Genomic DNA, 12,673 nt, shown 5'->3' with positions numbered 1-12,673 from the left:
TAACTTTATGCTGTATCTGGACGAATGGGCGGTGCGGTAGAGGCGGCAACGTCCCAGGTCAGCAAGAGTTGGCTGATCGCCGCGTCGAGGGTCGCGTGGGGCACATTGTCCCGCGCCAGGATCGAAACACCCTGCAGGAAACTATCGAACACCGCCGCCATTGCTGCCGGGTTGATCGTGTCCGGCAATTGCCCCATACGCACCGCGCGCGCTACGCACGCCACAATCCCGGCCCGCGTGCGTAGCCGCGACTGCGTCAACCCATCCGCTACCCGTGCATTCTCCGGGCTCGGCGCACTCATTACCCCCAGCGCCACCATGCAGCCTTTTGGATGTCCGTCTGCGCATTGCATGCGTACAGACTGGCGCAACGCTGTTTCAACCGCCTGACGCGGTTGCAGGCTTTCATCCCACAAGCATTCGGTGACCTGGGCGTAGGTCGTCAGATAGCGCTGCACGCATTCGTCGAACAGCGCCTCTTTGGAGCCGAACGCCGCGTAGAAACTCGGCGCGGAGATACCGCCACCCAGGCCCGCCTTGAGCTGAGCGAGGGAAGTGGCATCGTAGCCGTGCTGCCAGAACAGGTGCATGGCCTGTTCCACGGCCTGTTCGCGGTCGAAAGTGCGGGGGCGGCCCATTTGTGCCATGTCAGGTCTCCGGTGGATAGCGAGATAAATACTAGTCGATACATAAGTCGTTGACAATGTGCGTCAGCTAGTCGCAACATCTGTATCGATCAGTATTTAAGTTCGCTCAAGGAGTTGCCCGTGACACCCTCACTGACCTTATCGGCGTCATCCGACCGCCTGCCCATCGGTGCCTTGCTCGCCCTGGCCATGACCGGTTTTATTTGCATCGTCACCGAAACCCTGCCGGCCGGTCTCTTGCCGTTGATCAGCGACGGCTTAGCGATCTCCCCGTCGATGGCAGGGCAGATGGTCACCGCTTATGCGTTGGGCTCGGTGCTGGCGGTGATCCCCATGACCATCGCCACCCGGGGCTGGCGCCGGCGCAATGTGCTGCTGCTGACCATCGTTGGCTTCCTGCTGTTCAACTCGATCACGGCGCTGTCCTCCCACTATGGCGTGATCCTGGTGGCGCGCTTCTTTGCCGGCGTGGCGGCAGGGTTGGCCTGGAGCCTGCTGGCCGGTTATGCCCGGCGCATGGTCGCGCCGCAGCAACAGGGCAGGGCGTTGGCGTTGGCGATGGTCGGCACGCCGATTGCGTTATCGCTGGGTGTACCGCTGGGGACCTGGCTGGGCGGGCTGGTGGGGTGGCGCACCACGTTTGGCCTGATGTCGGTGATAAGCCTGGCGCTGATTGCGTGGGTGCTGGTGAAAGTCCCGGACTACGCGCCGCAGCCCGCCCATCAACGTGTGTCGTTGCGTAAGGTACTGACCACGCCGGGGGTACGGCCGGTGCTGGCGGTGGTGGTCAGTTGGATGCTGGCGCACAACATTTTGTACACCTACATCGCCCCATTCGTGGCGCCGGCGGGCCTTGCCGATCGGGTCGACCTGGTGCTGCTGGTCTTCGGGGTGGCTGCGCTGGTGGGGATCTGGTTGACGGCCAAGCGGGTCGAGGCGTTGCTGCGCAAGACCGTGCTGGTGAGCTTGATGATGTTTGCGCTGGTCTGCGCGGTGTTCGGCTTGATGGGCAGTGCGCCTTCGGTGATCTACCTCGGCGTGGCCGTATGGGGCCTGAGTTTCGGCGGCGCCGCCACCTTGCTGCAAACCGCGCTGGCCGATGCGGCGGGCGACGGCGCAGATGTGGCGTTGTCGCTGAACGTGGTGGCGTGGAACAGCGCGATTGCCGGCAGCGGCGTGGTCGGTGGGGTGCTGCTCGACCGCTGGGGCGTAGCGGTGTTTCCGTGGGCGATGCTGGTGTTGCTGGCGGTGGCGCTGATGATCACAGCGGCGGCGCATGCCCATGGCTTCAAACCGGGGCGACGGTCTGCCCATGGGCCGGCGGTGGTGGGGCATTGAGGCGAGCAGGGCCTGAGCGGACGGGCGCAGAGGATCTGCCCGCCGCTGCAGTCAGTCAGGCCGGGTTGAGGTCATCTGGGATCAACCGCGCTGCACGCAATGTGTCGAACACATCGAAAAACGCCTGATCGCTGGCCTGGTAGGCGGTGAACCCCATCATGCGGCTTTTGGACATGTCCGTGACCACTTCGATTGGCCGCCCGAGGTCTGCGTCGGTGTGCCAGGGCGAGATCAGCCGGCTGATATCGGTTTCCTTCAGCCCGTGCGCCGCCGTGATCTGGCGCCAGCTGTCCTGGTCATCGGCCATCTGCTGCTCCAACGGCGCGGGCGTTGCGGGAAAGTCGGCCGGGGTGAGGCCGAAGTAGTCCGCGATCCGGCCCCACATCCATTTCCAGCGAAACACATCGCCGTTGGTGATGTTGAACGCCTGGTTCGCCGCCGCCTGTGTGGTGGCGGCCCACAGCTGCTGTTTGGCCAGTTGCCGCGCATCGGTCATGTCGGTGAGGCTGTCCCACTGCACGCGCGAGCCGGGGAATACGAAGGGGCGCCCGGTGTGTTTGCAGATGCTGGCGTAGACGGCCAGGGTGGTCGCCATGTTCATCGCGTTGCCTACCGCCACGCCAGTGACGGTATGCGGGCGATGCACGCTCCAGGTGAAGCCGTCCTTTTCAGCGGCGGCGAAGACTTCGTCCTCCTGGGCGTAGTAGAAATTTTCCACGTCGAGACGGCCTTGCTCCTCGCGAAACGGGGTTTGCGGCAGGCTGCCCTTGCCATAGTTTTCGAACGGGCCGAGGTAGTGCTTCAGGCCGGTGACCAGCGCCACATGCTGCACCGTCCCGGCGGGGCGCACGGCATCCAGCACGTTGCGCACCATGGCGGCGTTGACGCGGATGTTCTCGGCTTCCGTGGCCTGGCGCGACCAGGTGGTGATGAATATACGGGTAGGTTTGAGCTCGGCCAGGGCCTGTTGCAGCGAGGCCGGGTCTTGCAGGTCGGCGGCGACCGGGATCACCCCCGGTACCGGCGAGGGACGGCGGGACAAGGCGGCGACTTGCCAGTTTTGCTCAAGCAGTAATTGGGTAATGGCGCTGCCAACGATGCCGCTGGCGCCCACGACTAATGCGGTCTGGGTCATAGGATTCTCCCGAGAATGTAGGTTTGTGAGCCTTTGTGTGTAGGAGAGGTTCAACCTGATCTGTAGGGCTGCGCGCACTAAACCTGTTTATGAGGGTCCATAGGCCCCGCACGGTCGTCCCTGGCCGTCTGTTCATCCTCAGGTAAAAAGATCTAAGCATGCTCCTACGCACTTTTGCAGTTGGCCTGTCGGCCCTGGTTCTGTTCTCCACCGCAGCACAGGCGCGTGGCCCGATCGACCTGTATTCCGCTGCGCAACGACAGCTCTCGTTCGACAGCTGCGCCGAGTTGTTCCCTGCTGCCACGCCGATCAAGACGGCCACCGTTCCTGCGTCGATGAAACCCCTGGCGCTGTGCTCCAACAGCTTTGCGGTGTTGTATTCGCAGACCAGCAAAACGCCGTTGCTGGTGGTCGAGCGCCTCAACGCGCGCCAACTGCGCGACGCCAAGGGCGAGGAGCGCACCAATCATTTCTACGCCGACCCGCGCATTCCCGTGGCCGGGCGTGCGCAACTGAGCGACTACCGCGACCAACACCCGGCGATGGACCGTGGGCACCAATCCCCGGCCGCCGACGCGCCGAGTGCCTTAGCCATGGCGCAGTCCTTCGCGCTGTCGAACATGGTGCCGCAAGACCCCACCAACAACCGCAAGATCTGGAGCAAGGTCGAGGCCGACGTACGCAAGTTCGCCACGCGCGCCGGCGGCGACGTGTATGTCTTTACCGGGCCGCTGTTCGATGCGGGCCATGGCACCATTGGCGACAACAAGGTCTGGGTGCCGACGCGGCTGTTCAAGCTGGTGTACGACGCCTCGTCCCAGCGGGCGTGGGCGTATGTGTTGCCTAATGCAGAGACACGCATCCAGCGACCGATGGACTACGAGGCTTTTGTCAAAAGCACGGGGCTGAAATTGCTGGGCAACCTTCCGGTTCGGGGCTCGGTGGGGCGGACGTAACTCGCCAGCGGTGCGGTGCACGGCCAACATTTTCCTCGCCTGACCCACCGCTTTCGCAGCCTCGCTAAAGCTCGACAGCTCCCACAGGGGCGGCTTTTGTTGGTTGGATTTGCGTTGTAGCGTCCGGCGCAATCTCAGGCGCGACGAAGACCAAATGTGGGAGCTGTCGAGCCCCGGCGAGGCTGCGAAGGCGGCGGCATGGTCGACATTTTCCTCGCCTGACCCACCGCTATCGCAGCCTCGCTAAAGCTCGACAGCTCCCACAGTGGGGCGGCTTTTGTTGGTTGGATTTGCGTTGTCGCGGCTGGCGCAATCTCAGGCGCGACGAAGATCAAATGTGGGAGCTGTCGAGCCCCGGCGAGGCTGCGAAGGCGGCGGCATTGTCGACATTTTTCTCATCTGACCCACCGCTTTCGCAGCCTCGCTGAAGCTCGACAGCTCCCACAGGGGGTCGGCTTTTGTTGGTTGGATTTGCGTTGTCGCGGCTGGCGCAATCTCAGGCGCGACGAAGATCAAATGTGGGAGCTGTCGAGCCCCGGCGAGGCTGCGAAGGCGCCGGCATGGCCAACATTTTCCTCGTCTGACCCACCGCTTTCGCAGCCTCGCTAAAGCTCGACAGCTCCCACAAGTGGATATTGCTTCAAAGGGTTATACTTACCCCCCGCGAAATCACCTCTCAAACAGACCGAGATACCCCATGAGCACCTCTGTCCCTCTCATCCACGCGCGCAAACCCGTCGCGCCGCTGGTGGCCTTCATCATTCTGGTACTGGGCGCCCTGTTCCTGCAAAACAGCGTTGGCTCGCGCCAGGTGCTTTTGCTGGTGGTCGGCGCCGCACTGGGCCTGACCCTCTACCACGCCGCCTTCGGCTTCACTTCTGCCTGGCGCGTCTTTATCAATGAGCGCCGTGGCGCCGGCTTGCGCGCGCAGATGGTGATGCTTGCGCTGGCGGTGCTGCTGTTCTTCCCCGCGCTGGGCGCGGGGACTTTGTTCGGCCAACCGGTGGCCGGGCTGGTGGCGCCGGCCGGGGTGTCGGTGGTGTTCGGCGCGTTCATCTTTGGCATCGGCATGCAGTTGGGTGGCGGCTGTGCGTCGGGCACGCTGTTCACGGTGGGCGGCGGTAACGCGCGCATGCTGGTGACACTTTTATTCTTTATCTGCGGCTCGTTGATCGCCACGCACCATGTGGACTGGTGGTTCGCGCTGCCTGCGTTTCCCGCCGTTTCCATCGTCAAGAGCTTTGGCGTATTCCCGGCCTTGCTCGCCAGCCTGGCCATGTTCGCGCTCATTGCGATGGTCACGGTGCGCCTGGAAAAGCGCCGCCACGGTCAGCTGGAAGAGGGTGTGAAAAGCGAGCACCAGGGCCTGCGCCGTTTCCTGCGTGGACCCTGGCCACTGCTGTGGGGCGCGATTGGCCTGGCGTTGCTCAACTACGCCACCCTGGCGCTGGCAGGGCGCCCGTGGGGCATCACCTCGGCGTTCGCGCTGTGGGGCGCCAAGGTGGCGAGCGGGTTGGGGGTGGACGTCAGCGCCTGGGCATTCTGGCAGATGCCCGGCAACGCCAAGGCCTTGGCCGCGCCGGTGTGGGAAGACATCACCAGCGTGATGGACATCGGCATCGTCCTCGGCGCGCTGCTGGCGGCCGGCCTGGCTGGCCGCTTCGCCCCCAGCCTGAACATCCCGGCGCGTTCGCTGATCGCCGCGGTCATCGGCGGCCTGCTGCTCGGTTACGGTTCGCGCCTGGCGTACGGCTGCAACATCGGCGCCTACTTCAGCGGCATCGCTTCGGGAAGCCTGCATGGCTGGGTGTGGCTGGTGGCGGCATTCATCGGCAACAGCGTGGGCGTGCGGTTGCGGCCGTTTTTCTTTGCCGGTGAGCAGCGGCCGAAGGCGGTGCTGAGCGGGTGCTGATCAGTGCGCGGGTTCTCGCTCGCGCTGAAGATCCACCGTGGGAGCTGTCGAGCCCCAGCGAGGCTGCGAAGGGGCCGGCACTGCTGGCGTCTTCATCATCTGCCGGCCGCCATCGCCGTTTGGCTGAAGCTCAAGTCGGTGCCGCACGTTGATCAGCTCTCCCGGGGAAGGCCTGAGTCTTCTGCCGCTTGCGCAGCGAGCTTTTCCCGGTCAGCTTTGCTGATGTACTGATCCTTGCTTTTCGGCGCCAGTTTGGCGCTGGCTTTTTTGGCTTTGGCCTTGAAGAGTTGCTTGAGTTTTTTCTGGCGGTTCATGTGTTCTACCCGAGTGGCAATGGCGCGGGATGATACCAGCTTAAAATCCGACGCCGGCCCTGGGTCGTTTTTTATTGAGTAGCGTTTTCTTTTAATGGGATTTTGTACGGACCAGAAACGCTGTGATCAATTCCACAACCTGCTGCTGAATCGCCTCCCGTGGCCGACCTCCCTGGCCATCCCGGCAAATCATCCCATCCCCCGGCGAGTCCTCTTCAATCAACGCCATGCCGCCCGGCTTGCAGATCGCCATAAAACTGAAGTGGGTCGCATCGCTAATCTCCACATACTGCGTCGACGCTTTGGGCATGCGCCTGACCATGTCAGCCGACTCCAGTTCGGGCGACATATCCTCCGTAGGCACGCCGCCCGCAATCACCAGCGCCGCCACCGGCAACGCGGCCAGGCTGGCGTCGGTGAAGCCGCGCGACAGGCCCAGGTCCAAAGACACGATGGCGGTGACGCGTTTATCGCTCAAGTCCTTTGCCAGTTCGGCCTTCGCGGCTGGGGTGCCGGCAGGGTTCATCTGCTTATAGCCGATGCAGCCGCCTAACTTGGGGTGGATGGCGCAGTCCCGGGCAAACAGCACGGGATCAAAACGCGCACCGGCGATCTCCATCACCGTCCAGCCGCCGATGGAATGCCCCACTGCGGCAATTCGCTGCTTCGCCACCGCGCCAAAGTGCTCTGGCTGAGCCAGTACCGCATCGATGGCGCGGCTCAAGTCTTTGGGGCGTTGCCACAACTGTGCGGCCGCTTGCGGGCTGCGATCCTTGCTGGTGGTGCCGGGGTGGTTGACCGCCGCGACGATATAACCCTGGTGCGCCAAGGCGCTGGCCAGCCACACCTGGTTGCCCCAATTGCCGCCATACCCATGGGAAAGCACCACCAACGGATACTCACCCGCAGCCGGCGGTGCGTCGGGCACGCCGGGGGCACCGACGAAGACGGGGTTGTCGGCGATCAGCTCGGGGGTGGCAGCGGTAGCGGCGGGGTACCAGACCACCATCTGTAATGGGCGATTGTTTTGCGCGTCGGGCAGGGTGGTGCTTCGAAAACCAACGGCGGTTTCCTCAGCCGACGCAGGAGCGGTCAAGCAGAGCAAAAGGAGCGCGGCGAGGGTGGTTTTCACTGTTTATCGTCCTTGATATGAGGTGGCGCAGCATGTACCCAAACAGGCCGTTTGGGTAGAGGGCAGGCGGGACTAGGAAGTAGCTCACGCATTCCTACTTTAGAGTCTGACGGAGTTGTCCTTCGTTATTTTAGGAAGTGCATGGCTTTCTTCGGTTAATTAATCGTGCAATGGTAGAGGCGTGAATCTTACAGCTGGCTTGATTTGAACCTTAAGTGTTAATACATGACTCTATGGTGATGATTATGAAAAGCTTGATGGCGCTTCAAAACAGCAAAGGCGCATGTCAGTTCCCGATAGCCTTGTTTGCAGTTTTTATGATTCTTACACAGGTTGATGCATCTGCTGCGGAGTACACGATTAGTAAAATGAAGGCGCCCAGTCCGGTACTTATATTGTCTAATTCTAATATTGATCCCGGTGTAGGGTTCGCGATCTTCGATATTTTGTACCCCGACATTCCTGCGGGAACACTCGTGGGGCCCAAGCAGCTGTTGGAGATTAGTTGGCGTACAACTTACTATCTTGGCACGATCAATGAAGACGTCGAGTTGTGTTATTTTCTGCCGTTCAGTTCTCAAAACAGCTGTGAAAAAATCTATCCAAATGCTTCCGGGACATTGATGCTTTTTAATGATCAAGCCTTCGGTCATGGTTCAAAGGTTGTAATTAATCATAAAGTCCTAGGTGGCGCGCGACCTTACGCTCGTCCCGCTGGTGTGGACTCGGTAAGTTTTAAATATAGGTACTGATGAGGTGTCGAACGCTCACGCTCGTTTTCGGTGATGCGCGTTTTAATGAATGTTCATAGGTAAGGTGAATACCCATGATTAACGTCAGTTCATCTACGTCCTCGTCTAACACCCGCCCGGCAAACGATGCCGCCAGCGTTGTTGCCCGGCGCCCGGTGTCGCCGGAGGACAGCAAAAATGCCGCATCCATTTCTTCAAATCGTGGCACTTCCACTACGGTTTCAATCCTGGCACTTCAATTGAGTGACGCGGCAACGCGGGCTGCAGCCAGTGTGGAGCAGAAAAGCACCGATCCGCTCGACCCGATCACAGGCGAAGAATATTTCGCCAACAACACGCAACACGACGCAGAAATACCCAATACCACCCACCCGGAACTGTTGGCACGGGCGCGACAGGCGACTGACTTCCTGAACGGCCACGATACAAACCCCTTCAACGGGCTTGGGCGCGATCAACTCAACCTGATCGCCCGCGATGACAGTGGCGCCTTTACTGTTAACGAGCGACGCACAGCTTGGGAAACGATGCACTCGATGGAGTCTCCAACTGCGTCGAGTTCGAAGTCGGTCTCTGTCAATGGCCGTGACATCATGGTTTCGCGCTTGTTCAACAATCGCGAACCCCCCGTCGCCTTGCCACCGGCGACCTTTGAAAACGTCACTCAAAGACGCAGCGAATTCCTGACCCTTGATGATCGCGCCTTGATCGGGGACATGTACGCCTATGCACAGTCGCAAGGCGCGGATCTGGCTTACGTCGATCGATTGGTCATGTCACTCAGCACCTACCGTTATTACAGCGACGGGCGTCAACTCAGTGGCAATAATGGCTACGACACGGACGGGTATCGAGTGATCTTGGATTTCAAGCCGGAGGACGCCGCAACCGCCTCCAGCATACTCAACGGTTCGGCAATCAATAGCACCCGTATCGACCAGGGCTTTTTGCGATACATTCTGAGCCCGGACCACGGATCGTTCATCAACATTGGCGGCATACCTTTCCTGGAGCGGATGGTAAAAAAATTCTCCAGTGAGGGCGCGGATCAACCTCCACTTGGCAGTGAGTTCACCACCTTCAAAAGAGCCAGAGTCGAAGATCATGTCGTCAGCACCACGCACAAGGATATAAGGCTCCCACCTTCCAAAGCAGTCACGCAGGTCGTCAACGGTGTATGGAGCCTCACCGAGTACGGCAAGGCCGAGGGTTACAGGCTGGATAAGGCCACCCGCCAGGTGTACAAGCCCGCCGAGCCCCCAACGGATCAAACGCAACAGCGTTCAACCCTGGACGGTCCCGCCGGCGAGGCGCGCACCAATAGCCTCTTCCAAGCCCTCGCCGACACGGGTGAGCAGCCCAAGACACGATGGCTCTGGCCCGGTCACCTCTTCAAACTGATGAAAAACTTCAAGCCCTGAGGCCTGGCACATTTCGTCGCCTATCGGATAGCTGACCGCCGTTCACGCTTGGTATTGGCCAACACAGCCCCATAACTACCCCTGTATCCATTAAACGCAAGGGCAGACCATGACCAACCAAACCGAAACCGCCATCCTCGCCGGCGGCTGCTTCTGGGGCATGCAGGACCTGTTGCGCCGCTACCCAGGCGTGCTGAGCACGCGCGTCGGCTACACCGGCGGCGATGTGCCGAACGCCACCTACCGCAACCACGGCAACCACGCTGAGGCCATTGAGATTGTGTTTGATCCGGCAGTGATCACTTATCGACAGATTCTCGAGTTCTTTTTCCAGATACACGACCCGAGCACGCCGAATCGACAAGGCAATGACCTTGGGCCCAGTTACCGTTCGGCGATCTATTACCTGAGCGAACAGCAACGGGACATCGCCAACGATACGGTTGCCGACGTTGATGCCTCGGCCTTGTGGCCGGGGCCGGTGGTGACCGAGATCGAGCCGGCGGGGCCGTTCTGGGAGGCGGAGCCGGAGCATCAGGATTACCTGGAGCGCATCCCGAATGGGTACACGTGCCACTTTATTCGGCCGAATTGGACGTTGCCCAAGCGGGCTTGAAGAGAGCGGCACGCTCGGGAAAGGGCGCCGCATTCGGGTTTGTCCGCGCCAGTGCCTACGCGTGGGTCAGCCCGGTCAAGGTGTCCGCAATCGTCTTGGTGCGCTGCGCCGTGCCTTCCGTCTCGCGGCTGGACGCCTCCAGCGCATCGAGCATCTCGCGCAGCGCGCCCACGCCGGTGGACTGGTCTTCGATCTGCTGCGCCACGCGCTGAATCTCACTGGACAACAGGTCAATATCCACACCAATGTCCGCCGCATTCTTACGCGTGATTTCCGCCAGCTTGCGCACCTCGTCCGCCACTACCGCAAAGCCGCGGCCCAGGTCGCCGGCACGCGCCGCTTCAATGGCGGCGTTGAGCGCCAGCAAGTTGGTCTGCCCGGCGATCTGCTGGATCACCTGCACAATCGACTGGATGCGCAAACTCGACCCGGCCAGGGTGCGCGCGCCTTCCACCGCGACATCCGCCTGGCTGGACAGCCCCTCCACCGTGGCCCCGGCCTGGGCAGACACCGTGTTCTGCCGGTCAATGGTGCCTACCAAGTCATCCATTGACGCATGCAACTCACCCGAATAATGCTTGAGCTGCGCGGCGATGTCTTCCTGCTGACGCTCGGCCTGGGCCAACACCAGGCCCAGATCCGCCAGGCCCTCGAACACCGGCAGGATATTGCGGTCCAGCCCGCGGGTATTCAGGGTGGTGCTGAAGTCATTGTTCTTGAACGCGGCAATCTGCTTGACCACCACATGGTTCAACCCCGCCAGCTTCTTCACCTGGCGCCGTAGGAAAAACGCCTTGAACTCGCCGTAATGCGCGATGAAATTGTCCACGTACTCGTCGGTAAAACTTGCACCCTTGGCCACGCGAAAGAAGAAAATCGCCGTCAGCGTCTGGTTCAGGTTCAACCCCAGAATCTCCCCAAAGGTCGAAAACCCCGCAAGTGGCACATCGCCAAACGTGCCGGCCATGCTGCCCAGCTCGGCGCCGTTGTTCAGCCGACGCAAGATGCAGTCGTTCAAGATACCCGCCACCGGCTGGCCACCCTTGCCGCGCAAGAACTGCTCGTAGTCCAACCGCGTCGCCTCGCGCAACGGCGTGCGCCGCACCATCACCAACTCCTCGCCGGGCGCCACGTCGCAAAACAACTGCACAATCTGCTGCTCATAGTCGATGCGCGCAATCGAGCGCACGAACAACTCACTGCCCACCCGAATCGCAAACGAATAATCCGCCAGCTTCGCCTCCAGCGCCGGGGGCGTGCAATTGAACGCATCACACAGCGCCTGCACCATGCTCTTGATACTGCCGTGGCTGTCGATCACCTGGTCAATCGTGCGGTCCTCCACCGACGCCGTCAGCACACTGAAGCTCACATCCGCCGGCTTGAAGTTCTGGCTCTTGAACACCCCAAACCGCACCTGCGCCGCCGTCTTCAAGAACACAATCTGCGCATGGTTCTGATAACTGCGCTGGCCGTCATGGATCAATGTCTTCTGAAAATCCGCCTTCCCCCCGGCCGACCCGCCCACAAACAAACACGGAAACCGCCCCGACTCGTACAGCGCCTCCATGAAAAACGATTCCGACGCCGACAACCCATCAAACACCACATACGCCAACGTATCGCGATGATCGATCGACGTCCGCACCTGCACGCGCTTGATGTTGCTCACCAACTTGGCGATCCGCTCCTGCATCCCCAGGCGCTTGCCACCGCTGCGAATGTCCTCACACTCCAACGGCACCATCACCACCTCGGCCGAAGCGATCACACTGTCGTCGAACAGCTGCAACACGATCCGGTCCCAGCGCTCGCCCGTGGCGCAATACAGCGAATTGGGCGCGTTGCAGAGTTCGCCGGACGTGGTGCAGAGGCTGAGGGTGGCGTGGGGGAAGCGGCGTTTGAGCTTGGCGGCGATCTGGTCGATGTCCAGGTGCGGGGAGATGAAACCGGTGATCAAGGTGGGGCTGATGCGCAGCGCGGCCAGGGACGCGTCGAGTTCTTTGGCGGTGCAGGTGAGGGTGGCGGTGCCTTGGCGGGCGGGGTTGGATTTTTTGAGGAGGTTGAGTGGGTTCATGGTGGGGAGGGGCTCGATTCGTTTGGACACGCGGGGAGGCGTGTGGATAGTCAGGGTATCGGCGGGTGGGGTGGGGTCAGGAGGGGGAGTTTGAGGGGTGCGACGGATGGACGCGGACGGCTAATTACAGCCCCTTTTTGAAAGGCAGAATTCGGCCAGAGGCAGTCCTTAAATCTCGGGATGCTACCGGCTTGACAGCGAAATTTCGCAGTGGACGAGTACATACCTGACCCATTTTCCCTCACACCACTATAGTCCCTTTAACTAACATGACTTTGCGGGGCCGGAGGTCGGCGCCCACCGCGCCCGAGGCGATGCTCGAATGACTCTGGGCGTGCTGTGCTACCTGCAACGTCGCACCAATGGGCGTAAA

The 12,673-nt window shown here is 61.2% G+C and carries 11 protein-coding genes and 1 pseudogene; 6 read left to right on the top strand and 6 right to left on the bottom strand.

What is annotated here, in order from left to right; genetic code table 11:
- Nucleotides 1–5: 5 nt before the first annotated feature.
- Nucleotides 6–647 (bottom strand): TetR/AcrR family transcriptional regulator, encoded by a 642-nt coding sequence (locus KVG91_RS03815; RefSeq protein ID WP_169375006.1) that lies wholly within the window; start codon nucleotides 645–647, stop codon nucleotides 6–8.
- A 120-nt stretch (nucleotides 648–767) separates the two neighbouring features.
- On the opposite strand from KVG91_RS03815, the gene KVG91_RS03810 reads away from it, so the two are divergent.
- Nucleotides 768–1,985 carry an MFS transporter gene (locus tag KVG91_RS03810; protein ID WP_169375005.1) on the top strand — a complete coding sequence of 406 codons (1,218 nt, stop codon included), beginning with the start codon at nucleotides 768–770 and terminating at the stop codon, nucleotides 1,983–1,985.
- 55 nt (nucleotides 1,986–2,040) lie between these two features.
- On the opposite strand, the gene KVG91_RS03805 is transcribed toward KVG91_RS03810, so the two are convergent.
- Nucleotides 2,041–3,120, bottom strand: coding sequence for an SDR family oxidoreductase (locus KVG91_RS03805; protein ID WP_169377221.1), 1,080 nt, complete (start codon nucleotides 3,118–3,120; stop codon nucleotides 2,041–2,043).
- 158 nt (nucleotides 3,121–3,278) lie between these two features.
- Here KVG91_RS03805 and KVG91_RS03800 point away from each other — a divergent pair, with 158 nt between their 5' ends.
- Complete coding sequence (locus KVG91_RS03800) at nucleotides 3,279–4,076, top strand: DNA/RNA non-specific endonuclease (protein ID WP_169377222.1); 798 nt, start codon at nucleotides 3,279–3,281, stop codon at nucleotides 4,074–4,076.
- 697 nt (nucleotides 4,077–4,773) lie between these two features.
- Entirely contained in the window at nucleotides 4,774–5,988 is a 1,215-nt protein-coding gene (locus tag KVG91_RS03795) for a YeeE/YedE family protein (protein ID WP_169378060.1), read from the top strand.
- 152 nt (nucleotides 5,989–6,140) lie between these two features.
- On the opposite strand, the gene KVG91_RS03790 is transcribed toward KVG91_RS03795, so the two are convergent.
- A complete protein-coding gene (locus KVG91_RS03790; protein ID WP_169378059.1) occupies nucleotides 6,141–6,302 on the bottom strand; it encodes a DUF2986 domain-containing protein in 162 nt (53 codons plus the stop codon).
- 91 nt (nucleotides 6,303–6,393) lie between these two features.
- Nucleotides 6,394–7,434, bottom strand: coding sequence for an alpha/beta hydrolase family protein (locus KVG91_RS03785; protein WP_169378058.1), 1,041 nt, complete (start codon nucleotides 7,432–7,434; stop codon nucleotides 6,394–6,396).
- A gap of 245 nt (nucleotides 7,435–7,679) precedes the next feature.
- On the opposite strand from KVG91_RS03785, the gene KVG91_RS03780 reads away from it, so the two are divergent.
- From KVG91_RS03780 to msrA, 3 genes are all read left to right on the top strand, one after another.
- On the top strand, nucleotides 7,680–8,186 hold the full coding sequence (locus KVG91_RS03780; protein WP_169378057.1) for a hypothetical protein: 507 nt from the start codon (nucleotides 7,680–7,682) through the stop codon (nucleotides 8,184–8,186).
- A 74-nt stretch (nucleotides 8,187–8,260) separates the two neighbouring features.
- Nucleotides 8,261–9,607: a hypothetical protein gene (locus KVG91_RS03775; protein WP_169378056.1), complete on the top strand. Its 1,347-nt coding sequence runs from the start codon at nucleotides 8,261–8,263 to the stop codon at nucleotides 9,605–9,607.
- A gap of 109 nt (nucleotides 9,608–9,716) precedes the next feature.
- Entirely contained in the window at nucleotides 9,717–10,223 is a 507-nt protein-coding gene (msrA, locus tag KVG91_RS03770; protein ID WP_169378055.1) for a peptide-methionine (S)-S-oxide reductase MsrA, read from the top strand.
- A gap of 55 nt (nucleotides 10,224–10,278) precedes the next feature.
- Here the strand turns inward: msrA and KVG91_RS27925 are convergent, their stop codons facing one another.
- Entirely contained in the window at nucleotides 10,279–10,773 is a 495-nt protein-coding gene (locus KVG91_RS27925) for a methyl-accepting chemotaxis protein (RefSeq protein ID WP_256664870.1), read from the bottom strand.
- Nucleotides 10,774–11,145: 372 nt separating this feature from the next.
- Nucleotides 11,146–12,300, bottom strand: a pseudogene (locus tag KVG91_RS27920) (FIST signal transduction protein); the annotation flags it as partial.
- Between the last annotated feature and the right edge of the window lie 373 nt (nucleotides 12,301–12,673).

Origin of the sequence: Pseudomonas azadiae (assembly GCF_019145355.1) — a bacterium.
Classification (GTDB): Bacteria; Pseudomonadota; Gammaproteobacteria; order Pseudomonadales; family Pseudomonadaceae; genus Aquipseudomonas; species Aquipseudomonas azadiae.
Note: the sequence above shows the minus strand (reverse complement) of the source record. Positions and strands in the feature narration are given on the sequence as shown.

Coding starts and splice junctions, on each gene's coding strand:
- KVG91_RS27925 (WP_256664870.1), bottom strand. CDS start 10,773: ATGGATGACTTGGTAGGCACCATTGACCGGCAGAACACGGTGTCTGCC.
- KVG91_RS03815 (WP_169375006.1), bottom strand. CDS start 647: ATGGCACAAATGGGCCGCCCCCGCACTTTCGACCGCGAACAGGCCGTG.
- KVG91_RS03795 (WP_169378060.1), top strand. CDS start 4,774: ATGAGCACCTCTGTCCCTCTCATCCACGCGCGCAAACCCGTCGCGCCG.
- msrA (WP_169378055.1), top strand. CDS start 9,717: ATGACCAACCAAACCGAAACCGCCATCCTCGCCGGCGGCTGCTTCTGG.
- KVG91_RS03805 (WP_169377221.1), bottom strand. CDS start 3,120: ATGACCCAGACCGCATTAGTCGTGGGCGCCAGCGGCATCGTTGGCAGC.
- KVG91_RS03780 (WP_169378057.1), top strand. CDS start 7,680: ATGAAAAGCTTGATGGCGCTTCAAAACAGCAAAGGCGCATGTCAGTTC.
- KVG91_RS03790 (WP_169378059.1), bottom strand. CDS start 6,302: ATGAACCGCCAGAAAAAACTCAAGCAACTCTTCAAGGCCAAAGCCAAA.
- KVG91_RS03775 (WP_169378056.1), top strand. CDS start 8,261: ATGATTAACGTCAGTTCATCTACGTCCTCGTCTAACACCCGCCCGGCA.
- KVG91_RS03800 (WP_169377222.1), top strand. CDS start 3,279: ATGCTCCTACGCACTTTTGCAGTTGGCCTGTCGGCCCTGGTTCTGTTC.